The following is a 23,863-nucleotide window of genomic DNA, read 5'->3' as shown; positions in this document are numbered from 1 at the left end:
CATCCCACGGTGGCTCTTTACGTTGACGAAGCAACGCTCAAGAGTGGGAAACCACACCACTCACCGGGACGTAACCCCGTTGGGCCGCAATCACCCGACCTGCCAGTCGACGGCTTCAGCACCGTGCCTGCCGGGTCACGCGCGGTCATTTACCTGCGCGTTTCTTCCAAGGGTCAGGTGAACACCGACTACGACCCCGAGGGCATTTCGATCCCAGCACAGAGACTCGCGGTCACGAGGAAAGCAGAGCAACTTGGCCTCACGATCATCGCCGAGTACAACGAGCCGGAGCGATCCGCGACGGAGATGACGAAGCGCGTCGCCTTCCAGCAGATGCTCGAACGTATCCGGCGAGAAAAGGACGTCGACTACGTCATCGTCTACAAGCTGTCGCGCTTCGCTCGAAACCGAATTGATGACGCCGTGGTGATGGCAGATCTTCAGAAACGCGGAGTTGTTCTCATCTCGGCTACCGAATCGATCGATGAGACGCCTGTCGGCCAGCTCATGCACGGCATCCTCGCCGCCTTCAACGAGTACCGCTCCCGTGAAGACGGTGCCGATATTGCGTACAAGATGGGCCAAAAGGCCAAGAATGGTGGCACGCTCGGCCGCGCCCCAATCGGCTACATGAACGTCCCAGAGCTCCTTGAGGGCCGGCGTTTCAATTCCGTCGCGATCGATGAAGAGCGTGCGCCTTTCGTGAAGCTCGCTTTCGATTTCTATGCGGAGCGCGACCACAGCCTCGAGATGGTCGTCGATGAGCTGACCGATCGGGGCCTTCGGACCCGTCCGACAGCACGACGCCCCGCGGGACCAATCTCAACCTCAAAGGTCCAACAGATGCTCCGAGACCGCTATTACCTCGGGGAAGTGTGTTACAAGGGCGAGCAGTTCCCTGGCCGCCACCAGCCTCTCATCGGCGAGGACCTGTTCAACCGCGTACAAGAACTTATGGATGCACGCGGCGCCGCAGGTGAGCGCCAGAGACGTCACGCACACTACCTCAAAGGTGCCCTCTGGTGCGGCCGCTGCCGACTAGAGGACCAGACGAACCGGCGGATGATTCTCATGCGTGCGACGGGCCGACAAGGCAACGTGTATTGGTACTTCTTCTGCAGAGGAGTGCAGGACCACACCTGCGATGCGCCTTACTCCAACCTGGACCGCATCGAGGCATCGGTCGAGGATCACTACAAGACGATCCAGTTCCGGCCTGAGTTCGTCGCTGCAATCCGTCAGAACATGAGCGCCGCGCTTGCAGACACAGAGTCGGCGAAACGACTCCTTCGTAAACAGATTGAGGATCAACTCGCGCAGCTCAACGCCAAGGAAGAAAACCTGCTGGATCTCGCCGCCGACGGGTCGCTCCCGCAAACGAAGATCCGTGAACGCCTGCGCGCAATCACCCGCGACCGCGATCGACTCACGTCACTGCTGGCCACGATTCACGATGACCTCGCCGGTGGGCAAGAGTACATCGACGCACACCTTGACCTACTTGAGAACCCTTACGAGCTCTATCGCAACGCCTCAGATGAAACTCGCCGCAAGCTCAACCAAGCGATCTTCGCGCACATCTACGTCGCCAACGACGAAGTTGTAGGCGACGAGTTGTTGGCCCCACTCGCCGAACTGCTAGCTGCCCAGCGGAACTGGAGCGCACTCCAGGCGTCGCCGGGAACTGGGATGGCCGAGAAGCCTGAGGTCGAATTGTTGGGCATCAAAAAAGACGGCTCCGGTGGAGACGCCTTTGTTGAAGTCCTTTTTGCGGCCACGCAATCGGTTAGCGATTGCAGTAAGCCTCACATGGTGCCCCTGGAGGGATTCGAACCCCCAACCGTTTCCTTAGGACGGAACTGCTCTTCCGTTGAGCTACAGAGGCTGGCTGTCAAAGTTTAGCTGGTGCGAGCCCGATCAGGATTACGCGGGCGGGTACAGGAACAGCGCGACGTCGCTCGGCGAGACCGTGCGCTTATGATACGCGTGGCTGCCCATCCAGTTGTACTCCTCGAGCACGACGGATCCGTCACCGCCGATCGACTGCACATAAGCGACATGATTGTAGTTGAACCAGGCGACCGCGCCGACGACGGGTGTCTTGCTCGTGGTCCAGCCGTGGTTGGACCACGCACTCGCCCAGGCGCTCGCGTTGCCGCCGCCGGGGGTCAGGCTGTTCCAGGTCCAGCGCCAGGAAGAGCCGGTCGAACCGGCGTCGCGGTTCAGGCGCCAGGCCACGAAGTCGACACACTCGCGGTAGTAGTAACTGAGCGGGGATAGGCCGCCACCCTGCGACTCGGTGGGCATGTTGTACCAGGGGTAGTCATCACCCTCCGCACGCACGCCGTAGACGGCGAAGGCCGCCGCAGCGGCACGGGCGGTCGCCACCTGCTGGGCAGCGAGGGCCTTCTTGGCCGCGAGCGCCTGCGCCGCGAGCTGCTCTTTCGTGGTGGCAGCGAAGCCGTCACGCGAAACAGTGACAGCGGTCGCCGCTGCTGCGACGGTGAGGCCTTGCACGGTCTTGTTCCCCGACGAGTGCGTTGCGCTCGTCATGTCACCGGCGGCGCGCGGAGTGAAGGCGTACGCGGGCAATGCCGCGGTGAGGAAAATGGCCGGGATGGCGAACACGGCGATCGCGATCTTGACCGGATGCCGCCGCTTGCGTGGGAAACGACCGACCGGCTTCGCGGGCGAGGCCGAAAAACGGCTACGCGGCCTCACTGCGGGAACGACGACGGATTCGGGCTTCGGTGCCAGGAATTGCTCCGTGGCCGGGCTCAAAGCCGGGAGCGCCTCGCGCTGGGCCCGGAGTTCGCGACGAGTGAGAAAGACCTCGGGGCTCGCTTCGGAATCGGACACGCCAGACTCGGGCAACAGGATTCCTCTGGATCGTGGCGTATCAATCGGGTTCATCCCACCCTAGGGGAAACCGTCGAAGAAGTCACCCCCGGCGTTACACATCCGTTACATTGCCTGATCAGGCGGCAGGCGCAAGATACTCGTCCCATTGCGGCAATGGTCGCTCGACTCCGCGCACGACCCAGCTGGACCCGATCGGGATCTTCGGGTGGAAGAGCAGATCCCAGCCCATCTCGGCGGGAGTGCGATCGCTCTTGATGTTGTTGCAGCGCAGGCAGCAGGCCACGAGGTTGTCCCAGCTGTCCCGGCCACCGCGGGAACGGGGCTGCACGTGGTCGATCGTATTCGCAGTCCGGCCGCAGTACGCGCAGCGATGGTCATCCCTGCGGAGTACGCCGCGCCGGCTCACCGGCAGCGAACGGGAGCGCGGGAGATGCACGTACCGCGTGAGGATGATCACGCTCGGTCGATCCCACGAGCCGGTCGTCGCCCAGACCGGGTGGGCCTGGTCGGCGGCCACAATAGTGGCCTTCTGATTCATGACCAGCACGATGGCCCGTTTGAACGAGACCACGGCGAGGGGCTCGTAGCCCGCGTTCAGAACAAGTGTGCGCATTCGTTCCCTTTCGAAAAGGGCTGGACGGCTTCCAGCCATTCGATCTACTCCCTCGCACCGAGAGTCAGGGGCAAACGGGCAAACAAAAAGGGCGCTGTCACAATGACAACGCCCTACGGTCTGAAACGCGAGAACACGCGCAACTCAGACAAGTTTGACTGCCGTGCCGCAACGCAAAGCGGCAGCGCACATCCATGGTGTGGATCGTGCATCGCTCGCGCATTGGCTCTCCCAAAAGACTCGCAGTACTACAGAGCATCAGGTTAACGCACAAGCGACACGCCGCGCAGCACCCCACAACACTTCGTGGGCAAGCTGTTACGCATTGTTCACATCGTTGCCGCCCGGCGAGGCCACGTCGCGGCCTCGCCAAGCCCCGTCCGAGCGACTCAGATCCCGAGGCGGACGATGTAGTACGAGCTCGTCCAGATGGGCTGCACCCTCACGGAAGCCCCCTCATAGGGCGCGTGCAGAATGTTGCCATTGCCGGCGTAGATGCCGTCGTGACCGTCCATGATGACAAGGTCACCCGGCTGCGCATCGGCGAGGGAGATGCGGGTGCCCGCGGCGCCCTGGCCTGCTGCCGAATGCGGCAGGCTGATCCCGAACTGGGCGTAGACGTACATGACGAAGCCCGAGCAGTCGAAACCGGCCGGGGTCGACCCACCGTAGACATAGGGAACACCCTGATACTGCAGGCCGACGTTATAGACGGATGCGAGGCTGAACGTCGGGTAGGACGGGTTCGCCAGGAAGTCGGAGACCGACGGCCCAGAATACGCGGCCGCATACGTCGTCATGGAGGCGGCCGCGGCGACGCGGCGCGCTTCGGCTGCTGCTGCGGCGGCCGCAGATGCTGCTGCTGCCTTGGCCGCGGCGATCTCTTCCGGCGTCGTGGCGCTGAAGCTGTCGCGGGCGACGCTGACGGTCGAGGCCTGGTCGGCGACGGTGAGCGACTGGGCGCCGGACCGGGTGAGGGCCGTGGATGCCGTCGTGCCGTGCGCGATATCCGTGCCGGGAGAACTCGGCGCGAACGCGTATGCGGGGATCGCCATGGTGGCGACGAGTCCGCCGGCCAGGGTCATCATCACGATGTTGGCGATGGCGCCGCGCCGGCGTGACGGGCGGGTGAAGATCCCGCGCGCGGGGGCCTCTTCACGCTGCGCCGGCGTCGGGGCCGGCCGTGCGGGTGTCGGGGCAGAACCTCGACGGGACAGTCTTCTACCTAATTCTTCGGCCAAAGTGTGTACCTCCGGCGCCTCGACAACACTAGGTAGTTGCCCCGTCCAATGCGTTGGTCGCATGTGTTACCGAACCAGGAGACGGGAAGAGAGACGTCCTGCTTCGAGCCCGGCGGCCGGTTCTGGCCTGTGGGACTCGTCCGACAGTACGTGAGGTTTCTCCGTTTGTCACCCCTTGGTGACGATTTAATAACGAACGCGTAACGAAAGGGTCATCTTTCGACCGCCGAAAACCCGGCATCCGTTCGGGTTTTGCCCCGCGAAACGGGCGGTTAGAGAGCGGCGACCGGGGTAGCCACGAAGATGTGGCTCGCGACTTCATTGGGCAGTTCGAGACCCTCAGCGAACCCCGCGACCTCGACGAGAACGTAGGAGCCGAGTGCCGAGAAAACCGCCGAATTGCCCGGCATCACGCCGGCGTTCTTGAGCTGGGCGAGGAGTTCCGGGTCGAACTGCACCGGTTCGCCGAGGCGGCGGATGACGGCGGTCACCGGGGTCGTCGACCCCGCGACGACCTCGACGAGGTTCGTGACTCCCGCCATGAATGCGACGGCGGGCGAGTCGCCCAGTTCGTCGAGCCCAGGGATCGGGTTGCCATACGGTGACTCGGTGGGATGCCCGAGCATCTCCAGGATCTTGCGCTCGACCTGTTCGCTCATGACGTGTTCCCAGCGGCAGGCTTCGTCGTGGACGAACTCCCATTCGAGGCCGATCACGTCGCTCAGCAGGCGCTCGGCGAGGCGGTGCTTGCGCATGACATGCACGGCCTTACGGCGCCCGTTGATCGTGAGTTCGAGGTGGCGGTCGCCGGACACGACGACGAGCCCATCCCTCTCCATGCGCGCGACGGTCTGCGAGACGGTCGGGCCGGAATGGCCCAGTCGTTCGGAGATCCGGGCCCGGAGGGGGACGATGCCCTCCTCCTCCAGATCGAGGATGGTGCGGAGATACATTTCGGTCGTGTCGATCAGATCAGTCATCGCCGGCCTCCCAGTGCCTCCGTGTGCGTCACAACCTTATCGCCGTGTTAGGGGTCGTTAGAATCGCCTCATGTCGAATCTGATAATTCCCTCCGAACTCTTGCCCGTTGACGGACGATTTGGCTGCGGCCCGTCCAAAGTCCGTCAGGAACAGCTTGAGTACCTCCTTAAATCTGGCACGTCCATTATCGGTACCTCCCATCGTCAGGCGCCGGTGAAGAACCTGGTCGGCCGGGTCCGAACCGGCCTGGCGGAGCTGCTCCGCGCTCCGGAAGGCTACGAAGTCGTCCTCGGCAACGGCGGGTCCACCGCCTTCTGGGATGCAGCCGCGTTCTCCCTTATTTCCAAGAAGGCCCAGAACCTCGTCTTCGGCGAGTTCGGCGGCAAGTTCGCTGCCGCGGCGAGCGCACCGTTCCTCGAAGCACCCGACGTGATCAAGGCCCCGGCGGGCTCGCGCAGCGAGGCCGTTCCGACCGAGGGCGTCGACGTGTACGCCTGGCCGCAGAACGAGACCTCGACCGGTGTGATGGCGCCCGTCACCCGCGTGCACGGCGACGCCGGAGCACTGACCGTCATCGACGCCACGAGCGCCGCCGCCGGCATCGACTACGCCGCCGACCAGGCGGATGCGTATTACTTCGCCCCGCAGAAGAACCTCGCCTCCGACGGCGGCCTCTGGATGGCGCTCTTCTCCCCCGCGGCCATCGAGCGCGTCGAGCAGATCGCCGCGAGCGGCCGGTACATCCCGGAGTTCCTCAGCCTGAAGAACGCGATCGACAACTCGCGCCTCAACCAGACCCTGAACACCCCGGCCGTGGCCACCCTGCTCCTGATCGAGAACCAGCTCGACTGGATCAACGGCAATGGCGGCCTCGCCTGGGCCTCCGCACGCACCCGCGAGTCCTCCTCGGTGCTCTACGACTGGGCAGCGACCGTTGACTACGCGACGCCGTACGTCGTCAACCCCGACCACCGCTCGCAGGTTGTCGCGACGATCGACTTCGACGACGCGATCGATGCCTCCGCCGTAGCCAAGGCGCTGCGCGCGAACGGCATCTCCGACACCGAGCCCTACCGCAAGCTCGGCCGCAACCAGCTGCGCGTCGCGACCTTCACGGCGATCGAGCCGAACGACGTACGCCAGCTCGTCAAGTCCATCGAATTCGTCGTCGCCAACCTGGGCAAATAGCGGTCCTCGTGCGCCTCTGGCTGAGAGACAGCGAGCGCCGGCCCGATCCTGAGCCGGCGAAAGCGGATGCGCGCACGCCGATCCTGATCGGAGCACTCGCCTGGCTCGTGGCCGCGGGTCTCGCCCTGGTTTTCCAGGGTGAGCTCGCGGCCCGCGGGCTCGGCTGGTGGCTGTGGTGCGCGGTGGCCGGGGTCGGCCTCGGCGTCGCCGGGCTGGCCTGGCTGCGCGTGAGGCGCCGGTAGTTCGTCAGACGCTATTCGTCTTCGTCGATGTCGTCCGGGTCGATGTCATCGTCTTCTTCTTCGTCATCATCGTCGTCGTCGTCTGCGTCGTCGTCGTCTGCGTCGTCGTCGTCTGCGTCGTCGTCATCTGCGTCGTCGTCGAGAGCGTCGGCGGCCGCGGTCGCAGCGACCAGGTCCTGGGCCGTGCGGTAGTCGGCGAGGCGATCGGACCACGGGATCCACTCGGGTGCGACGAGGGCTTCGTCCCCCGGCGTGAGCTCGGTCTCGAGCACCTGCGGCAGGGATTCCCCGTCGATGCGCGAGAGCGTGACGGTCCAGCGCCAGCCCGGATACCCGGTCATGGTGCAGTCGAAGAGCAGCGACACGACCCGGTCACCCTCGACGATGTGTCCGAGGGGGTCGCCGATGGTGTCTTCCGGCGTGAAGGTGAGGAGGGCGGCCCTGGCCACCTCGACAGCCGCGACGAGTGTCTCGTCGGTGGGAACGGCATCCGCTGCCGGCGACTCGGCGTCGTCGGCCACGGCGTCATCGGCGACGGCGTCGACAGCCGGTACGTCGAGTGTGGTGTCTTGGATCTGCTCAGGCATCGAGTTCCTCTGCGACCTTGCGAAGCATGGCGGCGATCTTGTGGCTGTGGGCGCTATCGGGGTAACGGCCGCGACGCAGACTCGCACCGATGCCGTCGAGCACCTTGACGAGGTCCTCGATGATGATGGCCATGTCGTCGGCGGGCTTGCGGCTGAGCTTGACGAGGCTCGGCGGCGCTTCGATGATGCGCACGGACAGCGCCTGGGCGCCGCGCTTGCCATCGGCGATGCCGAATTCGAGCTTCGTTCCTGGCTTGACCGTCACTCCGGTGGGCAGCGCAGAAGCGTGGAGAAAGACCTCCTGGCCGTCATCGGAACTGATGAAGCCAAAACCCTTCTCCTCGTCGTAGAACTTGACCTTGCCGGTGGGCATCTGGACCTCGCTGAATTCCGGGCGCGCGACATGCGCGCCAACCGCACCCAGCTTATTCGGTTGCACTCGTCCCCGCCCCGTATCCTTGACACTGTGACCAATCAAACTCCACACGCCGCCGGCCGGCCGGAACGCATCCTCGCCTATATGGTCGCCGCCACCGTCGGCCTGTCGATCCTCGCGTTCTTCGCCGTCATCATCGGCACCTGGCTCGGCGCCGGCGCCAACAACGGCTTCGGCGAGGGTGTCTGGCCCGCGATCCTCGCGCTCCCGCTTGTCGGACTGCCGATTGGATTCATCCTGATCATCGTTCTCCTGGTGACGACCACCGTCCGCCGCGCTCGCGAGGCACGACAGAACGGGGAGTAACGCCGTGCTGACGCTCGCTTCACGCCTTCGTGCCCTCGACGACGCGGCGTTGCGCCGCACGATCGAGATCCGCGCGATCTCAGCCCACGGCATCCGTGATTTCTTCGACCTCGCCGAAGCCCTGCTGAATCCGGCCGCGGTCCAGGCAGCCCTCTCCCGGCTCGACCGGTCGACTCTGGCCGTGCTTGCGATCACCGCCACCGAGGCGCCCGCCGAACCGACCGAGCCGACGGGTGTGCCCGGCGCGTCCCTCGGCCTCGATGCGCTCACTTCCCGCCTCACCGAGCTCGGCGGCCTGCCCGTCACCCGAGCGGATGTCGCCGCGCGCGCAGCCGTGCTCGACGAACTGATGCTCGCACTCCTGTCCGACGACGGCCTCAGGGTGTATCCGGCGGTCGCCGAGCACCTGGCCACCTGGCCCGACCTCGGCCTGCCGTCCGCCCTCGAGCTCGCATCGACACCCGCGCCCTCCGCGCTCGCGACCGTGATCACGACCGACAGCCGCTTCACCGACCGCCTCGCCGCCGAACGTGCTTTCGCGGCGGTCTCCTCAATCGCCGAGCTCGTCACCGAACTCTCCCGGGAGCCCGTGCGCGAGCTCAGCCGGGGCGGACTCGGCCTGCCGGACACCAAGCGCCTCTCGTCCGTCATGGGCATCGATATCGACGCCGTCGCCACCTACGTCGCGACAGCAGCCAGGGCGCAGCTCATCGCGCACTCGACCGGGTACTGGAACGAGACGGAGGCCGGCGAGGCCTGGCTCCTCGAGGGCACTGCGCACCGCTGGGCGGCCCTGGCCGGCTCCTGGCAGGCGGCACTGCCCGCCGACGTGCGCAGCATCCTCGCGCACCGCCCCGGCGTCTCCTGGGGCGAGGGACTGCGCAGCTTCGTGACCTGGCTCTACCCAGCAGGCGGCGAGTGGATGGACACCCGCGTCACCGAGTTCGCCCGCGACGCCGAGCTGATCGGCATCACCGCTCACCAGACCACGAGCCCGGCCGGTGCCGCTGTCCTCGCCGAAGACCTCGAGGGCGCCATCGCCACGATCGGGGCGTCCCTGCCTGCAGAAGTCGGCGCCGTCTACCTGCAGAACGACCTCTCGATCGTCTCCCCAGGCCCCCTGGCTCCCTCCATCGACGCCCGGCTCCGCGGCCTCGCCGACGTCGAGAGCCGCGAACTGGCCCTCAGCTACCGAATCTCGGCGACCTCGGTCAACCGGGCGCTCGCCGCGGGTGAAACCGCCGAGTCACTCCTCGACTTCCTGCGCACGATCTCGCTCACCGGCATCCCCCAGCCCATCGAGTACCTGATCCGGGAGTCCGCAGGCCGGTATGGACGGATCCGGGTCGGCGAGGTGGCCGCACCGACCGCGCTCAGCCGGAGCTACGTCCGCTCGGACGACGATGAACTCCTCGGCACCCTCGCCGTCGACCAGACCCTCGGCCCGCTCGGACTCGTCCGCGCGGACGCCCACCGCCTCACGAGCCGGTTCACCTCGGACGTCGTGTTCTGGGCGCTCAACGACGCCAAGTACCCGGTCGCAGCGGAGAGCTCCGACGGAGAGGTCCTGCACCTCCGCAGGCACCAGCTCGCCAGGGTCCTCCCCCCTGAGGCCCCTGACCTCGCACTCATCCTGGTCGAAAAACTCCGTGCCACGGATGGCGGCGAAGACGTCGCCGCCGACGCCTGGCTCGCCCGCCAACTCGATTCGGCGATCAAGTCCAAGCAGACCGTCATCGTCAGCATTGCGATGCCGGGCGGGGTCGTCGTCGACTACCTGCTCGAACCGGCCAGTGTCGGCGGAGGCCGATTCCGCGCCAGGGACCGCCGTGCCGACATCGAACGCACTCTGCCGCTCTCGAGCATCATCAGCATCACACCTGCCCCATAAGCGGGGGTGGGCCGATGGGAGGCTCCCAGCCATGCGGGCGTAGGATTAACGGCTATGTCTGATGGCCCACTGATTGTCCAGAGCGACCGCACGGTTCTGCTCGAAGTCGCCCACCCCCTCGCCGAAGATGCGCGCCACGACCTCGCCGTGTTCGCCGAGCTGGAACGGGCCCCTGAGCACATCCACACCTACCGGATCACCCGGCTCGGACTCTGGAACGCCCGCGCGGCGGGACATGCGGCCTCGGACATGCTCGGGACCCTCGAGAAGTATTCCAAGTTCGCGATCCCGCAGACCGTGCGGATCGACATCGAGGAGACCGTCGGGCGCTACGGCCGCCTGATCATCGAGCGCGACGGCGAGGGCCAGCTCGTGCTCCAGAGCAACGACCGGGCCGTGCTGATGGAGATCTCCGGCGCCAAGCGGATCGCCCCCCTGCTGATCGGCCACCCGACCCCGGATTCCTTCCTCGTCGAACCCTGGGCCCGCGGCCAGCTCAAGCAGGAGCTCGTCAAGCTCGGCTGGCCGGCCGAGGACCTCGCCGGCTACACGCCGGGAACCCCGCACGACATCGCGCTGCTCGAGAACGGCTGGGCGCTGCGCGACTACCAGAACAAGGCCGTTGCGAGCTTCTTCGACGGCGGTTCCGGCGTCGTCGTCCTGCCCTGCGGAGCGGGCAAGACCCTCGTCGGCGCCGGCGCGATGGCGACGGCGAAGACCAACACGCTCATCCTCGTGACCAACACTGTCTCGGCCAGGCAGTGGCGCGACGAGCTCCTCAAACGCACGACCCTCACCCAGGACGAGATCGGCGAGTACTCGGGGCAGGTCAAAGAAGTCAAGCCCGTCACGATCGCGACGTACCAGATCCTCACCGCGAAGCGGAAGGGCGAGTACGCCCACCTCGAACTCCTCGACGCGATGGACTGGGGCCTCGTCATCTACGACGAGGTGCACCTCCTTCCCGCGCCGGTGTTCAAGCTCACGGCCGAACTGCAGGCCCGCCGCCGCCTCGGTCTCACCGCGACGCTCGTCCGCGAGGACGGCCGCGAGGGCGACGTGTTCAGCCTGATCGGCCCCAAGCGTTTCGACGCACCGTGGAAGGAGATCGAGGCCCAGGGCTTCATCTCCCCCGCCTCCTGCTACGAGGTACGGATCGACCTGCCGCAGTCCGAGCGGCTCACCTATGCCGCCGCAGCGGACGACGAGCGATACCGGCTCGCCGCGACCGCCCCGGCCAAGCTCGACGTGGTCAAGCGTCTCGTCGCCAAGCACCCCGGCGAACGCATCCTCGTGATCGGCCAGTACCTCGACCAGATCGACGAACTCGCCGACGCCCTCAACGCGCCGAAACTCACAGGGGCGACCCCCGTCGACGAACGCGAACGGCTCTACCAGGCTTTCCGGGTCGGCGAGGAGAACCTGCTCGTCGTCTCCAAGGTCGCGAACTTCTCCGTCGACCTGCCCGAGGCGACCGTGGCCATCCAGGTCTCCGGGTCGTTCGGCTCGCGCCAGGAGGAGGCGCAGCGGCTCGGCCGGCTGCTCCGTCCCAAGGAGTCCGGCCTCGCCGCCAACTTCTACACGCTCGTCGCCCGCGACACCGTCGACCAGGACTTCGCACAGAACCGCCAGCGCTTCCTCGCGGAGCAGGGGTACAGCTACACCATTCTCGACGCGAACAACCTCGACACCGACGCCCTGGTCGACGAGGCCGCAGCAGGCATCCGCTGACCTGCCCTGACCGATCCGACGGAATCGGTCAGGGCGACGGGCGCGTGTAGCGCAGGAAGAGCATGTCTCCGGCAGTGAGCACGTGGCCGAGACGCATCGGGCGTGACGCGGCCGCGGCACTGTGCGCGATACGGCCAGAGGTGCCTGCCTCGAGAACCGGGCTCAGGCTCAGGCAGAGTTCGTCAACGGCATCGGCCGTGAGCAGCGCCCCGAACAGGCTCGGGCCGCCCTCACAGAGCACCTGGCGCAGGCCCCGCGCGGCAAGCTCGAGGAGCGCGAGCGGGAGATCGATCGTCGCCGCCCCGCAAACGAGCACGTCGGCCACGGCCTCGAGGTCGGCGCGCTTGTCGGCCGGTGACCCCGCGTGCGTGATGACGATCGGGCGCGTCGCGGCGTCCGTGAACAGCGGATGCCCGGCCTCGAGATCCAGGCGCCCGCTCACGACCGCGATCCGCGGCTGCGGCGGGAGCCCGTGCGCGACGCGCCAGGCCTCGGCTGCGGCATCCAGGCGGATGCCACCGTAGCCCTCGGCGCGGACCGTTCCGGCGCCGACCAGGATCACGTCGGCGAGGGTCCGGAGCGTGTCGAAGACGAGCTTGTCGTCGGCATTGTTCAGGCCACCGCTCAGGCCGTCGTGGGTCGCGGCGCCGTCGAGGCTCGCGATGAAGTTCACCCGCAGCCGCGCGGCGGTCCTGTCCTCGATGCGGTAGGCGTCGAGGAGACCCGCCTGGCTGAAGTCGGTCATCGTTCAGGCCAGGTTGTGGCGCTCGTACGCCGGTTCGCGGAAGCCCAGGATCGCCTCGGTCATCCGAACGGCGTCCACGGCGGCGCGCACGTTGTGCATCCGCACGATCCGGGCGCCCTGCATGATGCTGAACACGGCGGCGGCGAGGGAGCCCTCGACACGTTCGTCACGGGCGCGGCCGAGGGTCTCGCCGATGAAGTCCTTGTTGGAGACCGCGACGAGGGTCGGGTAGCCGAGCGCGGCGATCTCGGGGAGGCGCCGGGTGAGCTCGAGCGAATGCCGGGTGTTCTTGTTGAGGTCATGGCCGGGATCGATGATGATCCGCTCTGCGGGGATCCCCCGGGACAGGGCCAGCTCGGTGCGCTCACGCAGGAACGCGGCGACCTCGCCAACGACGTCGCCGTAGCGCGGGGCCGGGTGCGGCATCCGCGGGCGAGCGAGGCTGTGCGTCACGACGAGGGTCGCGTCGCTGTCCGCGACGATGTCCGCCATCAGCGGGTCGTGGATGCCGGTGGTGTCGTTGATGACGTCGGCGCCTGCCGCGAGCGCCGCCCGTGCGACGGCCGGCTGGAACGTGTCGACGGAGATGACCGCGCCGGCGCCGCGCAAGGCGAGGACGACCGGGACGACACGGTCGATCTCCTGTTCGACGGGGACGGGCGGGCCGGGCGCGAACTTGACCCCGCCGATGTCGACCCAGTCCGCGCCATCGGATATCGCCTGGTGCGCGGCAGCGACGGCCTTGTCCAGGGCGAAGGTGGCGCCCTGGTCGAAGAACGAGTCTGGAGTGCGATTGATGATCGCCATCACCGCGATCTCGCGATCGAAATCGAATTCGCGGCCGCCGATCATGCGCCGGGGATGGATCAGGACGGGAAACGCGGCGGTGCCGCCCGCCATCAGGAACCCACCCCTGGCGTGTCGGCGACCGCTCGACCGGCGTCGGCGCCGTGGCTCCGGGCGGCCGCGGGGCCGAGGAGGCTGTCGAGGCTGCGGGATTCGTCCCGCAGCGCGGACACGTCGACGCGCACGCGCGACCTGATCAGGTTCTGGACGGATTCGTTCACATCCCAGACATTGACGTTCATGCCCGCAACCACGCGGCCGTCGGCGACCCAGAACGCGACGAACTCGCGGGCAGTCCGGTCTCCCCGGAACACCAGCTCCGCATCCCTCGCCAAATCGCCATACCCCGAGTATTCCATTCCGAGGTCGAATTGATCCGTGTAGAAGTAGGGAATCTCCTCGTAGCTCACCGCACGGTCGAGCATCGAGAGTGCGGCGGCCCGGCCGGCATTCTCGGCGTTCGCCCAGTGCTCGACCCGGAGGTGGTGCCCGAGAACGGGATGGAACACGCTCGCGACGTCACCGACCGCGAAAACCCCTGGCTCGTTGGTGCGGAAGGCCGCGTCGACGACGATGCCGCCTGCCACCTCGAGCCCCGCGTCGAGAGCGAGCCGCGTATTGGGTGTCGCGCCGATCCCGACCACGACGACGTCCGCGAGCACGACCTCTCCGGACGACCCGTCCTGGCCGGGGGTCCCGTCCGTGGCCGCCTGGAGCCGGACGCCCGTGACCCTTCCGTCCGTGCCGAGGATCTCGGCCACGCCGGTCTCCATTCGCAGGTCTACCCCGTTGGCCCGGTGGAGCGCGGCGAAGACTCCGCCGATCTCCGCGCCGACCGCGCGCTGCAGCGGCACGGCGCCCTGGCCGAGCACCGTCACGTCGTTGCCGTAGCTGCGGGCGGCCGCCGCAACCTCGAGTCCGATCCAGCCGGCTCCGACCACGACGATCCGGCGTCCCCCTGGCGCGAGCGCCGCCTTCAGCCGGGTCGAGTCGGCCACAGTGCGCAGGAGGTGGACGCCGTCCAGGTCTCCCCCGGGGCCGGGGAACGGCCGGGCGGCCGCCCCGGTCGCGAGAAGGAGCCGGTCATAGTGCAGCGTCCCGCCGCCGGCGTAGCTCAGCTGCCGCGCGTCGAGGGTGAGCGCCGTCACCGCGCGACCCCGCACGACCTCGATGTCCTGTGCGGCATACCAGTCGGCCGGGTGCACGTCGATCGAGTCGCGGGCGGATGTCCCGGCGAGGAAATCCTTGGACAGCGGCGGCCGGATATAGGGGTACTCGGCCTCATCGCCAAGCAGAACGACCCGTCCGTCGAAGCCTTCGACGCGAAGCGCCTCTGCCGCGCGCGCCCCCGCGAGGCCGGCCCCGACGATCACACATGTTGCGATTTTCATGGCGTTCTCCCGTTCGAATCCGTCGCGGCGTCCACCTCCGATCAGCCCCGGCGGCTCCGCTCCCCACCCACAATCTACTCACGTCCGAACCACACCGGTCACTCACAGCAAAGGTCCAGCTAACGCGCAGATACTGGTCCAATGACTGATGGCCCCCGCATTCTTATTGTCGACGACGAGCCCAACATCCGGGATCTCCTCACCACCAGCTTGCGCTTCGCCGGCTTCGCCGTGCGGGCCGTCGGCAACGGCGCCCAGGCGATCTCCGCCGTGCTCGAAGAGGAACCCGACCTGATCATCCTCGACGTCATGCTTCCCGACATGAACGGCTTCGGCGTGACCAAACGCCTGCGTTCCGCCGGCTACACGGCGCCGATCCTGTTCCTCACCGCCAAGGACGACACCGAAGACAAGATCACCGGCCTCACGGTCGGCGGCGACGACTACGTGACCAAGCCGTTCAGCCTCGACGAGATCGTGGCCAGGATCAAGGCCATCCTCCGCCGCACGATGCACGCCGACGAAGACGCCGTCATCCGCGCGGGCGAACTGACCATGGACCAGGACACCCACGAAGTCCTCGTCGGCGAAGAACCCATCGAGCTCAGCCCGACCGAGTTCAAGCTGCTCCGTTACCTGATGCTCAACCCGAACCGGGTGCTCTCGAAGGCGCAGATCCTGGACCACGTCTGGGAATACGACTTCAACGGCGACGCCGGCATTGTCGAGTCCTACATCTCCTACCTGCGCCGCAAGGTCGACGCGCACTCCTCGGAGCCGCTGATCCAGACCAAGCGCGGCTTCGGCTACATGCTCAAGGCTGCCAAGGCATAGTCCCAGACTGCACAAATAGACTGGCAGCCTGATGCATCAGTCACTCACGGAGCGGTGGAACCGCATATCCCTCAGGTCCAAGATCACCGGCGTGACCGTTCTCATGCTCACGCTCGGTCTCCTGGTCTCCGGGATCGGCACGATGGCCATGCTCCGGCAGTACGTGATCCAGCAGGTCGACGCGCAGCTCCAGGCGGATGCCCAGACGACGTCGGTCGCATACACCGCGAACGCCCTCGGGCAGAATACCGGCACCGTCGTTCCCTCGGACTACTTCGTCGCCCTGTACGACGAGAACGGCGAACTCCGCTACCATTCCTGGACCGACGTGCCCGCACGCGAGCTGCCGCAGATCACCATGCCCCTTGACCTCCAGTCGGTCAACGCGCTCAACGGCCAGACCATGCGCCTGCAGGACGCCTCGCACGACACCGAGTTCCTCGCGGTCGCAGTGCCGCTCGTCACCAACGTCCACGGCACCTACGGCACCCTCGTCATGGCCGTCTCGCTCAAGCAGTCCGAGAACACCGTCGGCACCTACCTCACGATCTTCCTCGGCTTCGGCCTGGGCGTCGTGCTCCTGGGCGGCCTGATCACCCGGTTGCTCGTGACGAGCACGTTCGCCCCCCTGCGCGAAGTGGAGCGCACGGCCGCGGCGATTGCTGACGGCGACTTCAGCCAGCGGCTCGGCGGGGCGACCCCGAACACCGAAGTCGGCCGGCTCAACCGTTCCCTCAACACCATGCTCAGCAGGATCGATCGCCTGTTCAAGGAACGGGCGCGCACGATCGACCAGATGCGCCGCTTCGTCGGCGACGCGAGTCACGAGCTCCGCACCCCCCTCGTCTCCGTGCGCGGCTACGCCGAGCTCTACCGGATGGGTGCCCTGCAGACTCCGGAAGAGGTCGCCCAGGCGATGGAGCGCATCGAGAAGGAAGCGATCCGGATGGGCGGCCTCGTCGAGGACCTCCTCGAACTCGCCCGTCTGGACGAGACGAAGCCACTCGCCCTCACCCCCGTCGACCTGCTCCCCCTCGCCCGCGATGCGGCGCTCGACGCGATGGCCTCCGCCCCCGGTCGCACCATCACGGTCGTGACGGCGGCTCCCGACACGGACGAAGAGCCTGTCGTCCCGTTGGCCCCCGCCATCGACCTCGCGCACTCCACCGGCGAGGTACCGACCTCCGCACTCGTGACGGTCCCCGAGCGGGCAGGCGAGGCCGTGGCCGTCCCGCACACGAACACGGTTTCCTTCGCCGGTGCGACCCTCGCGCGGCTGCGTACCCGTCGCCCCCGCAAATCGGATGCTCTCGCCATCCTCCCCGAGCCAGTGCCCACCGCTGCCCCGACCGCCGCGATCCCCGCCGTCGTCATGGCCGAAGAGAACAAGATCCGACAGGTCATCACCAACCTGATGGGCAATGCCCTTCGCTTCAGCCCCGCTGACAGCCCCATCGAACTCGAGATCGCCGTCGACCGGCGGAACCAGCGCGCATCCGTCGCCGTGATCGACCATGGCGAGGGCATCCCGCCGCAGATCCGCGACAAGATATTCCAGCGCTTCTGGCGCGCCGACACCTCACGTGCACGCGAGACCGGTGGCAGCGGACTCGGCCTGGCGATCGTCGCGTCGATCGTCGCCAGCCACAACGGCACCGTCCAGGTCGTCGAGACCCCGGGCGGCGGCGCGACCTTCCGGGTCTGGTTCCCTCTCGCAGAGTCCCCGAACGCGCCCCAGCGGCTCGCGATCACCCCGGCGCCCTGACCCCGGCGCCTCCTCCCCTGGCGCGGGTGGCGGTGAGTTGTCCCCAGCCGGGGCGTACTCGCCAGCCCGGCGCGGCATCCGCCATACGGTGGCAGCACACCCCTCGAAAGGACTGCAGATGCCCCGGTACCAGGTAGACAGTGAACTCGTGCTCAGCACCACGACGACGGCCAGGGCGACGCTCGGTCGGATTCAGGCGGAGGTTGCCGCGCTGCTCGGCCAACTCACCGGGCTGGAGGGTTCGTGGACCGGGCAGGCCGCCGCCGCGTTCCAGGCCGCCGTGACGGACTGGCGGGCGACTCAGCAGCAGGTTGCGCAGAGCGCTGAAAGCCTCGGCCAGGCGCTCAACCAGGCCGGCCAGCAGTATGCCGAGATCGAGCAGGCCAACGCGCGGCTCTTCGCCCGGTAACGGCGTCCGGTAGCGTCGTCGGTTGGATTGTGCCGGATGCCGGGACGCGGCGGATGCCGGACGTGTGGAGACCGGATCGGGATCGTGCCTGCCCGGACGCGAAAACAGGGCGCCTCCCGGAGGAGACGCCCTGTTGGCGGTGAAGCAGTCTAGCTATCGAGCAGGGTGGACTTAGAAGTCCATTCCGCCGGACGGGTCGCCGACTGGAGCAGCGTTCTTTTCCGGCTTGTCGGCGACAACGGCCTCGGTGGTGAGGAAGAGTCCGGCAATCGACGCGGCGTTGAGCAGCGCGGAGCGGGTGACCTTCACCGGGTCATTGATGCCGGCGAGGAGCATGTCAACGTACTCACCGGTCGCGGCGTTGAGGCCCCAACCGATCGGCAGGTTGCGCACCTTGTCGGCGACGACGCCGGGCTCGAGACCCGCGTTGAGGGCGATCTGCTTGAGCGGGGCGTCGATGGCGACCTTGACGATGTTCGCGCCGGTCGCCTCGTCTCCGACGAGCTCGAGCTTCTCGAACGCGGTCTTGCCGGCCTGGATGAGGGCGACGCCACCACCGGCGACGATGCCCTCTTCGACAGCAGCCTTCGCGTTACGGACGGCGTCCTCGATACGGTGCTTGCGCTCCTTGAGCTCAACCTCCGTCGCGGCGCCGGCCTTGATGACGGCAACGCCGCCGGCGAGCTTGGCGAGACGCTCCTGGAGCTTCTCACGGTCGTAGTCGCTGTCGGTGTTCTCGATCTCGTTGCGGATCTGCTGAACGCGACCGGCGATGGCTTCGGGGTCTCCGGCGCCTTCGACGATGGTGGTCTCGTCCTTGGTGATGACGATCTTGCGCGCGTTGCCGAGCAGGTCGAGGGTGACGTTCTCAAGCTTGAGGCCGACCTCCTCGGAGATGACCTGGCCACCGGTGAGGATGGCGATGTCCTGCAGCTGGGCCTTGCGACGGTCGCCGAAGCCGGGAGCCTTGACGGCGACCGACTTGAAGATGCCGCGGATCTTGTTCACAACGAGCGTGGCCAGAGCCTCGCCGTCGACGTCCTCGGCGATGATGAGGAGCTGCTTGCCGGTCTGGATGACCTTGTCCACGATCGGGAGGAGGTCCTTGATGTTGGAGACCTTGGAGTTGACGATCAGGATGTAGGGGTCTTCGAAGACCGCTTCCTGACGGTCGGGGTCGGTCACGAAGTACGCGGACAGGAAGCCCTTGTCGAAGCGCATGCCTTCGGTGAGCTCGAGCTCGGTGCCGAGGGTGTTGGACTCCTCGACGGTGACGACGCCTTCCTTGCCGACCTTGTCGATCGCCTCGGCGATGATCGCGCCGATTTCAGCGTCGCCGGCGGAGATGGATGCGGTGGCCGCGATCTCTTCCTTGGTCTCGACCTCTTTGGCGTTGGCGATCAGCTCTGCGATGACCGCAGCGGTGGCCTTTTCAATGCCGCGCTTGAGGCTGATCGGGTCTGCGCCGGCTGCGACGTTGCGCAGGCCTTCGCGGACGAGCGCCTGGGCGAGGACGGTCGCGGTGGTCGTTCCGTCGCCGGCAACGTCGTCGGTCTTCTTGGCGACCTCTTTGACGAGTTCCGCACCGATCTTCTCGTACGGGTCGTCGAGTTCGATTTCCTTGGCGATCGAGACACCGTCGTTGGTGATCGTGGGGGCGCCCCACTTCTTCTCCAATACGACGTTACGTCCGCGCGGGCCGAGGGTGACCTTGACCGTGTCAGCGAGGATGTTCAGGCCACGCTCAAGGCCACGACGGGCCTCTTCGTTGAAAGCAATGATCTTTGCCATATGTGTTTCTCGTCCCTCCCGGACGTTACCAAAACGGTGATGGGTTGGCACTCAAAAGGAGAGAGTGCCAAGTCGATTCTGGCACTCAGGGGTCGAGAGTGCAAGTGAGCGCCGGGAAGCGTCGGGAGGCTATGGGACGAGTTCGACGGAGCCGGTGCCGTTCGGGATCAGTTCGATCCAGGTATTGCCCGGGGCGAGGCGAATGGTGACCCCGTTGTCGTCGATCAGCCGGATCGGGTCGGCCTGCCCGGCCTTCGACCACGTCGCGTGCACGGTCTTGCCGCCGGCGGACACCGAGCCCTCCCCCGTGCCGATCATGACGGTCTTGGGCACCTCGCCGTAGGTACCGTCGATGTCGACCCGGAGCACGAGGACGTTGGTGGCGCCCCTGCGGGCGCCGGTCGTGTCGAGGTCCGGGGCGCCCTCCTGCGAGCGCAGGTAAGCCTGTGAGGCTGTGTCCCAGCTCCAGCCGGGATAGCGCGATGCGGAGAACCGCGCGTTGATCTGGGTGATCGGGGTGCCATCGACCCCGGCGGTCGATGCCGCGATGCTGCCCGCGTACGCGAACTGCTGCACCGGCGGCGCGACAGAAGCGTTGCGCCCGACGAGTTCGGCGGCCTTCAGCACGACGTTGTGCGGGGCCTCCCTGTCGGCGACGCGGGAGAACAGGCCCGTCGTGTCGTAATCGAAGACCGAGTTGATGACGGGGGTGGCCTTCATCATGTCGACGAAGACCTGCTGTCCGCCGGAGTAAGCGACGATCCCGCCGAACGGCGTGATGATGTCGGGGTCCATCGGCCGGATCGACCGCACCGGGCCGATCGCGTCGGGTATGTCGGACTGCCAGACGCCGACGTAACGGGTCAGTCCGCCCTCGACGAGTTCCTCGAAGACGATGTCAGCCCGATCCAGCGAGATCTGGGGCCTGGCGGCCTCGTGGTTGTCGATCTTCACGGCGAGGGACGGGTTCGCAGCCTTCCCGGCCGGCACGATCGTGCCACGAAGCGGCGCGATCGCCAGCGGCGCCGGGGCGTCGACGGCAGCGGCGGTGGGTTCCACGGTCGCCGTCGGCGTCGCCGTGGTCGGCGGCTCGGTTCCGGAGCACGCCGTCATCACCAAGAGGAGGCATGGAAGAAGCACGGCACCGAAAAGTCGTGCCGTGCTTCGCCCGTGGATTCTTGCAGTTCTTTTCGCTGTCACGCCCCACACCCTAACGCGGCAAACTCGCGGATGCCGCGCGGCTCGGGGTGTTGCCCGAGATTGGGTGCGCTTGGTGTGGGTGCGCCTGATCTTTTCAGATCAGACGGGACGTACCGACTCGGCCTGTGGCCCCTTTGCCCCGGTTCCCAGTTCGAAGATGACGTGCTGTCCCTCTTCCAAAACCTTGTATCCGTGCATGTCGATGGCGGAATAGTGGACGAAGACGTCCTGTCCGCCGCCGTCGACGGTGATGAAGCCGAAACCCTTTTCAGCGTTGAACCATTTGACGGTTCCGTTCGCCATGTGTAACTCCCCAGTGCTCTGATATTTTCGGCAACCGCCCGTTGGCCGTACCGGGCCTGGCGCATGTGACTGCGTCCATCTGGTCCTACCGGTGGGATGCCCCAGGGGGCAACCGGACGAACGAGATGAGCGACCTGAGTCAAAGATTACTGAAGCCAAGAAAGAACGAAAGGGGGTTGACGAGGAGCCCCCGTGGAGTTATACAACCGGAGGCGAATGGCCGGTCAGGACGTAGGCGTGGTGCTTGACACGAAGTCAGCCCCGACGACGACCGTGAGGTCGGCCCCCGAGGTTGCGAAGTCGCTCGCGAGGAGCACCGTGGATCCCGGAAACGAAGCCGCGACCCCGCGGGCGGCGCCCTCGAGGGTCGCATCGGCGTAGTACACGGTCGTCTTGGTCACGTCTTCGGTGCTCGCGTTACTGAGCGCGCCGACGGTCCAGCCGGCCGCGGAGAGGACTTCCCCGGCAGCCTTGGCGACACCCGTGCCCTTTGTGCCGTTGAGCACGGTCACGGTGAGACTCGGATCGACCGTCGCGACGGCCGTCGGAACGGCGGTCGCGGCATCCGTCGCCGTGTCTGTCGCCGAGCTGGAGGACAGCCCGGGGATCGCGATGTTGAGTTTGTTGCTGAGCGAGGCCATCCCGAAGACTCCGAGGCCGATCAGGACGGCCGTTGCCCCCAGTGCCCACCAGAACGCAACCCAGTGGCGTCCCTTCTTTCCGGGGGCGCGATGGGCGCCCACTCGGTCGAGGGAGTGCGGCAGGTGGTCGAAGCGGTCTTTCGGATAGGTGGGAGGCATTGTGGGGCTGGGTCGATCCTCTTGTCGCGGGCGAATGGGTGGAACGTCGGGGTCGAAATCCGGCTGCGCCTAGGGGGCGGGGCTGGTTCGGTGCTCCGGAGCGCGCACTGTCCGGCGCTCCCGTGCCTGCTCACGGGCTGCACGCATCCGCTGCAGGCGTTTCACCAGCATGGGATCGTGAGCCAGGGCAAGAGGGGAGTCGATCAAAACGCCCAATAGTTGATAGTACCGGGCCGAGGACAGCCCGAACTCGGAACGGATCGCCTGCTCCTTGGCTCCGGCATGGGTGAACCAGCGCCGTTCGAAGCTCAGGATGCCGCGGTCGCGGTCGGTGAGGCCGCCCGGGGAGTCGGCGGGGTCCGGGTCACGCACGCCGTCCACCATCCACCTCTTTCACCATCGCCATTCGCTGCTCGAATCCTATTTGGCGTCGGCTATGGATTCGCTGGGCCACGCGGGTCGCTCCCTCGCCGGGAGGAAAAGTGCCCGGGCAGGCGCGGGAGCGTGCCGGTGAGCGTCCCGGTGTGAAAGTGCTGAACGGGCCCGGGAATCGGAATACGCCCCTGCCGGGCTGAGTTTAAGCTTGCTGGGAGGGTTGGCGGCCACGCTGCACTGCGCCCTCGCCCGATGGGAAGGATGAACCATGGACTACGAAGTCACGAAGTCAGACGCTGAATGGGCCGCGGAACTCGGGCCGGAGAAGTTTGCCGTACTGCGGCAGGCCGCCACCGAGCGAGCCTGGACCGGGGAGCTGCTCGACGAGAGCCGTTCCGGCATCTATACCTGCGGCGCCTGCCACGCCGAACTCTTCAAGAGCGGCACGAAGTTCGATTCCGGGTGCGGCTGGCCGAGCTTCTATGAGTCGGTGCGCCCGGAGGCCGTCGAACTCATCGAGGACACCTCCCTCGGCGTCGTCCGCACCGAGGTGCGCTGCGCGAACTGCGGTTCCCATCTCGGGCATGTCTTCGACGACGGTTTCGGCACCCCGACCGGCGACCGCTACTGCATGAACTCCATCTCGCTCGAGTTCAAGCCGGTCGACTAGACCGTGTCCACGCCGCTCGAGGCGATCGGCGGGCGGCGTTCGTCGTCCGCCGTGACACCGGATGCCCCCACGCACGACGACCTGCTCCCGCTCGTGGCCGCGTGTGCGCGCGTGGCCGACCACGGGGCCCTGCGACCCTGGCGCCTGATCGAGCTGCGCGGGGACGCCCGCACGCGGCTCGGGGCTGCGTTCGCCGCGGCATCCGCACGCCTCGCTGCTGAGGCCGGTGCGGAACCGCCGTCCGCTGCGGAGTTGGCCAAGCTCGCGGGCAAGCCGCTTCGGGCATCACTGTTGATCGCGGTCGTCGCGAGCCATCGGGAGAGCGACAAGGTCGAACCGTGGGAACAGGACGTCACAGCGGCGGGTGTCGGACATGCCCTGAGCCTCCTGTTGACACACGCCGGCTGGGGTGTGATGTGGCGCACCGGGGCGTTCACCCGCACCGCTGAGGTGCACCGGCTGCACGGGCTCACCGAATCGGAGGAGTTGCTCGGCTGGCTCTATGTCGGCGGAGTGCCGTCTGGTGCGAAGCCGGGCGTCCGGCTCCCGATCGACCCTGCCGCGCACCTCACCGCCCTCTGACCACCCCCTGACCGCCGCTGACTGCCGCCATTTTCGGTTTTTGAGGGTCGCGCGCCACGTGCGCCGCTTCGCGC

Annotated in this window: 24 protein-coding genes, 1 tRNA gene and 1 pseudogene; 11 read left to right on the top strand and 15 right to left on the bottom strand. The window is 66.9% G+C overall.

All coding sequences use genetic code 11. The annotated features are described in order from the left end of the window. Positions 1-9: 9 nt before the first annotated feature. A pseudogene (locus tag QN357_RS19560) lies at positions 10-954 on the top strand (recombinase family protein); the annotation flags it as partial. Positions 955-1,810: 856 nt separating this feature from the next. Here the strand turns inward: QN357_RS19560 and QN357_RS08230 are convergent. From QN357_RS08230 to QN357_RS08210, 5 genes are all read right to left on the bottom strand, one after another. After that, a tRNA-Arg gene (locus QN357_RS08230) sits at positions 1,811-1,885 on the bottom strand. Between the two features lie 38 nt (positions 1,886-1,923). Then, positions 1,924-2,859: a CHAP domain-containing protein gene (locus QN357_RS08225; protein ID WP_134450065.1), complete on the bottom strand. Its 936-nt coding sequence runs from the start codon at positions 2,857-2,859 to the stop codon at positions 1,924-1,926. A 118-nt stretch (positions 2,860-2,977) separates the two neighbouring features. Beyond that, on the bottom strand, positions 2,978-3,475 hold the full coding sequence (locus QN357_RS08220) for an HNH endonuclease (protein ID WP_134450064.1): 498 nt from the start codon (positions 3,473-3,475) through the stop codon (positions 2,978-2,980). Between the two features lie 389 nt (positions 3,476-3,864). Further along, entirely contained in the window at positions 3,865-4,716 is an 852-nt protein-coding gene (locus QN357_RS08215) for a C40 family peptidase (RefSeq protein ID WP_198413393.1), read from the bottom strand. Between the two features lie 272 nt (positions 4,717-4,988). Further along, the gene (locus tag QN357_RS08210; RefSeq protein ID WP_134450063.1) at positions 4,989-5,696 is read right to left on the bottom strand and encodes a metal-dependent transcriptional regulator; all 708 of its coding nucleotides are present in this window, start codon (positions 5,694-5,696) and stop codon (positions 4,989-4,991) included. A gap of 70 nt (positions 5,697-5,766) precedes the next feature. On the opposite strand from QN357_RS08210, the gene serC reads away from it, so the two are divergent. Both serC and QN357_RS08200 read left to right on the top strand, forming a co-directional pair. Beyond that, entirely contained in the window at positions 5,767-6,885 is a 1,119-nt protein-coding gene (serC, locus tag QN357_RS08205) for a phosphoserine transaminase (RefSeq protein WP_322140969.1), read from the top strand. 8 nt (positions 6,886-6,893) lie between these two features. Beyond that, the gene (locus QN357_RS08200) at positions 6,894-7,127 is read left to right on the top strand and encodes a DUF2530 domain-containing protein (RefSeq protein WP_134450061.1); all 234 of its coding nucleotides are present in this window, start codon (positions 6,894-6,896) and stop codon (positions 7,125-7,127) included. Between the two features lie 11 nt (positions 7,128-7,138). Here QN357_RS08200 and QN357_RS08195 read toward each other — a convergent pair whose 3' ends face one another. Next, positions 7,139-7,714: a DUF3027 domain-containing protein gene (locus QN357_RS08195; protein WP_323504742.1), complete on the bottom strand. Its 576-nt coding sequence runs from the start codon at positions 7,712-7,714 to the stop codon at positions 7,139-7,141. Next, on the bottom strand, positions 7,707-8,087 hold the full coding sequence (locus QN357_RS08190) for a cold-shock protein (RefSeq protein WP_134450059.1): 381 nt from the start codon (positions 8,085-8,087) through the stop codon (positions 7,707-7,709). Before QN357_RS08190 ends, QN357_RS08195 begins: the two co-directional genes overlap by 8 nt. Before the next feature lie 93 nt (positions 8,088-8,180). Between QN357_RS08190 and QN357_RS08185 the strand changes: the two genes are divergently transcribed. From QN357_RS08185 to QN357_RS08175, 3 genes are read left to right on the top strand one after another with little or no spacing between them, the layout of a single operon-like run. Further along, complete coding sequence (locus tag QN357_RS08185; RefSeq protein ID WP_134450058.1) at positions 8,181-8,456, top strand: hypothetical protein; 276 nt, start codon at positions 8,181-8,183, stop codon at positions 8,454-8,456. 4 nt (positions 8,457-8,460) lie between these two features. Beyond that, positions 8,461-10,347, top strand: a complete 1,887-nt coding sequence (locus QN357_RS08180; RefSeq protein WP_322140970.1) for a helicase-associated domain-containing protein — start codon at positions 8,461-8,463, stop codon at positions 10,345-10,347. A gap of 54 nt (positions 10,348-10,401) precedes the next feature. After that, entirely contained in the window at positions 10,402-12,078 is a 1,677-nt protein-coding gene (locus tag QN357_RS08175; RefSeq protein WP_323504741.1) for a DNA repair helicase XPB, read from the top strand. Positions 12,079-12,106: 28 nt separating this feature from the next. On the opposite strand, the gene QN357_RS08170 is transcribed toward QN357_RS08175, so the two are convergent. Genes QN357_RS08170 through QN357_RS08160 form a run of 3 tightly spaced genes read right to left on the bottom strand, consistent with a single transcriptional unit; the run spans position 12,107 to position 15,060 of the window. After that, positions 12,107-12,823 carry a pyrimidine reductase family protein gene (locus QN357_RS08170; RefSeq protein WP_323504740.1) on the bottom strand — a complete coding sequence of 239 codons (717 nt, stop codon included), beginning with the start codon at positions 12,821-12,823 and terminating at the stop codon, positions 12,107-12,109. Positions 12,824-12,826: 3 nt separating this feature from the next. Beyond that, complete coding sequence (folP, locus tag QN357_RS08165) at positions 12,827-13,723, bottom strand: dihydropteroate synthase (protein WP_198413392.1); 897 nt, start codon at positions 13,721-13,723, stop codon at positions 12,827-12,829. Continuing rightward, positions 13,723-15,060 carry an NAD(P)/FAD-dependent oxidoreductase gene (locus tag QN357_RS08160; RefSeq protein ID WP_323504739.1) on the bottom strand — a complete coding sequence of 446 codons (1,338 nt, stop codon included), beginning with the start codon at positions 15,058-15,060 and terminating at the stop codon, positions 13,723-13,725. The genes folP and QN357_RS08160 overlap by 1 nt, the downstream gene beginning before the upstream one ends. Positions 15,061-15,201: 141 nt before the next feature. Here QN357_RS08160 and QN357_RS08155 point away from each other — a divergent pair, with 141 nt between their 5' ends. The 3 genes from QN357_RS08155 to QN357_RS08145 all read left to right on the top strand — a co-directional run bounded on the left by QN357_RS08155 (position 15,202) and on the right by QN357_RS08145 (position 18,068). Further along, the gene (locus QN357_RS08155; RefSeq protein ID WP_134450053.1) at positions 15,202-15,894 is read left to right on the top strand and encodes a response regulator transcription factor; all 693 of its coding nucleotides are present in this window, start codon (positions 15,202-15,204) and stop codon (positions 15,892-15,894) included. 31 nt (positions 15,895-15,925) lie between these two features. Then, positions 15,926-17,659: a HAMP domain-containing sensor histidine kinase gene (locus QN357_RS08150; RefSeq protein WP_323504738.1), complete on the top strand. Its 1,734-nt coding sequence runs from the start codon at positions 15,926-15,928 to the stop codon at positions 17,657-17,659. 118 nt (positions 17,660-17,777) lie between these two features. Continuing rightward, on the top strand, positions 17,778-18,068 hold the full coding sequence (locus QN357_RS08145) for a WXG100 family type VII secretion target (RefSeq protein WP_134450051.1): 291 nt from the start codon (positions 17,778-17,780) through the stop codon (positions 18,066-18,068). Positions 18,069-18,239: 171 nt separating this feature from the next. Here the strand turns inward: QN357_RS08145 and groL are convergent, their stop codons facing one another. From groL to QN357_RS08120, 5 genes are all read right to left on the bottom strand, one after another. Next, positions 18,240-19,859 carry a chaperonin GroEL gene (gene groL / locus QN357_RS08140; protein ID WP_134450050.1) on the bottom strand — a complete coding sequence of 540 codons (1,620 nt, stop codon included), beginning with the start codon at positions 19,857-19,859 and terminating at the stop codon, positions 18,240-18,242. Positions 19,860-19,988: 129 nt separating this feature from the next. Further along, entirely contained in the window at positions 19,989-20,999 is a 1,011-nt protein-coding gene (locus QN357_RS08135; protein WP_134564054.1) for a DUF3048 domain-containing protein, read from the bottom strand. A 159-nt stretch (positions 21,000-21,158) separates the two neighbouring features. After that, positions 21,159-21,362: a cold-shock protein gene (locus tag QN357_RS08130; protein ID WP_134362230.1), complete on the bottom strand. Its 204-nt coding sequence runs from the start codon at positions 21,360-21,362 to the stop codon at positions 21,159-21,161. Positions 21,363-21,586: 224 nt separating this feature from the next. Continuing rightward, entirely contained in the window at positions 21,587-22,162 is a 576-nt protein-coding gene (locus QN357_RS08125; RefSeq protein ID WP_134450048.1) for a LytR C-terminal domain-containing protein, read from the bottom strand. A 69-nt stretch (positions 22,163-22,231) separates the two neighbouring features. Then, positions 22,232-22,546 carry a DUF3263 domain-containing protein gene (locus QN357_RS08120; protein WP_322188383.1) on the bottom strand — a complete coding sequence of 105 codons (315 nt, stop codon included), beginning with the start codon at positions 22,544-22,546 and terminating at the stop codon, positions 22,232-22,234. Positions 22,547-22,805: 259 nt separating this feature from the next. Here QN357_RS08120 and msrB point away from each other — a divergent pair, with 259 nt between their 5' ends. Next, positions 22,806-23,207 carry a peptide-methionine (R)-S-oxide reductase MsrB gene (gene msrB / locus QN357_RS08115; protein ID WP_134450046.1) on the top strand — a complete coding sequence of 134 codons (402 nt, stop codon included), beginning with the start codon at positions 22,806-22,808 and terminating at the stop codon, positions 23,205-23,207. 3 nt (positions 23,208-23,210) lie between these two features. Then, positions 23,211-23,789, top strand: coding sequence for a nitroreductase family protein (locus tag QN357_RS08110; protein ID WP_323504737.1), 579 nt, complete (start codon positions 23,211-23,213; stop codon positions 23,787-23,789). The last annotated feature ends 74 nt before the right edge of the window (positions 23,790-23,863 follow it).

Origin of the sequence: Cryobacterium sp. RTC2.1, assembly GCF_035018685.1 — a bacterium.
Lineage (GTDB): Bacteria > Actinomycetota > Actinomycetes > Actinomycetales > Microbacteriaceae > Cryobacterium > Cryobacterium glucosi.
Note: the sequence above shows the minus strand (reverse complement) of the source record. Positions and strands in the feature narration are given on the sequence as shown.

Excerpts from the sequence above, each read along its gene's own strand:
- QN357_RS08220 (WP_134450064.1), bottom strand. The coding sequence starts at position 3,475 with ATGCGCACACTTGTTCTGAACGCGGGCTACGAGCCCCTCGCCGTGGTC.
- QN357_RS08145 (WP_134450051.1), top strand. The coding sequence starts at position 17,778 with ATGCCCCGGTACCAGGTAGACAGTGAACTCGTGCTCAGCACCACGACG.
- QN357_RS08175 (WP_323504741.1), top strand. The coding sequence starts at position 10,402 with ATGTCTGATGGCCCACTGATTGTCCAGAGCGACCGCACGGTTCTGCTC.
- QN357_RS08150 (WP_323504738.1), top strand. The coding sequence starts at position 15,926 with ATGCATCAGTCACTCACGGAGCGGTGGAACCGCATATCCCTCAGGTCC.
- QN357_RS08195 (WP_323504742.1), bottom strand. The coding sequence starts at position 7,714 with ATGCCTGAGCAGATCCAAGACACCACACTCGACGTACCGGCTGTCGAC.
- QN357_RS08155 (WP_134450053.1), top strand. The coding sequence starts at position 15,202 with ATGACTGATGGCCCCCGCATTCTTATTGTCGACGACGAGCCCAACATC.
- QN357_RS08125 (WP_134450048.1), bottom strand. The coding sequence starts at position 22,162 with ATGCCTCCCACCTATCCGAAAGACCGCTTCGACCACCTGCCGCACTCC.
- QN357_RS08130 (WP_134362230.1), bottom strand. The coding sequence starts at position 21,362 with ATGGCGAACGGAACCGTCAAATGGTTCAACGCTGAAAAGGGTTTCGGC.
- QN357_RS08170 (WP_323504740.1), bottom strand. The coding sequence starts at position 12,823 with ATGACCGACTTCAGCCAGGCGGGTCTCCTCGACGCCTACCGCATCGAG.
- QN357_RS08190 (WP_134450059.1), bottom strand. The coding sequence starts at position 8,087 with ATGCCCACCGGCAAGGTCAAGTTCTACGACGAGGAGAAGGGTTTTGGC.
- serC (WP_322140969.1), top strand. The coding sequence starts at position 5,767 with ATGTCGAATCTGATAATTCCCTCCGAACTCTTGCCCGTTGACGGACGA.
- folP (WP_198413392.1), bottom strand. The coding sequence starts at position 13,723 with ATGGCGGGCGGCACCGCCGCGTTTCCCGTCCTGATCCATCCCCGGCGC.
- msrB (WP_134450046.1), top strand. The coding sequence starts at position 22,806 with ATGGACTACGAAGTCACGAAGTCAGACGCTGAATGGGCCGCGGAACTC.
- groL (WP_134450050.1), bottom strand. The coding sequence starts at position 19,859 with ATGGCAAAGATCATTGCTTTCAACGAAGAGGCCCGTCGTGGCCTTGAG.
- QN357_RS08210 (WP_134450063.1), bottom strand. The coding sequence starts at position 5,696 with ATGACTGATCTGATCGACACGACCGAAATGTATCTCCGCACCATCCTC.
- QN357_RS08120 (WP_322188383.1), bottom strand. The coding sequence starts at position 22,546 with ATGGTGGACGGCGTGCGTGACCCGGACCCCGCCGACTCCCCGGGCGGC.
- QN357_RS08160 (WP_323504739.1), bottom strand. The coding sequence starts at position 15,060 with ATGAAAATCGCAACATGTGTGATCGTCGGGGCCGGCCTCGCGGGGGCG.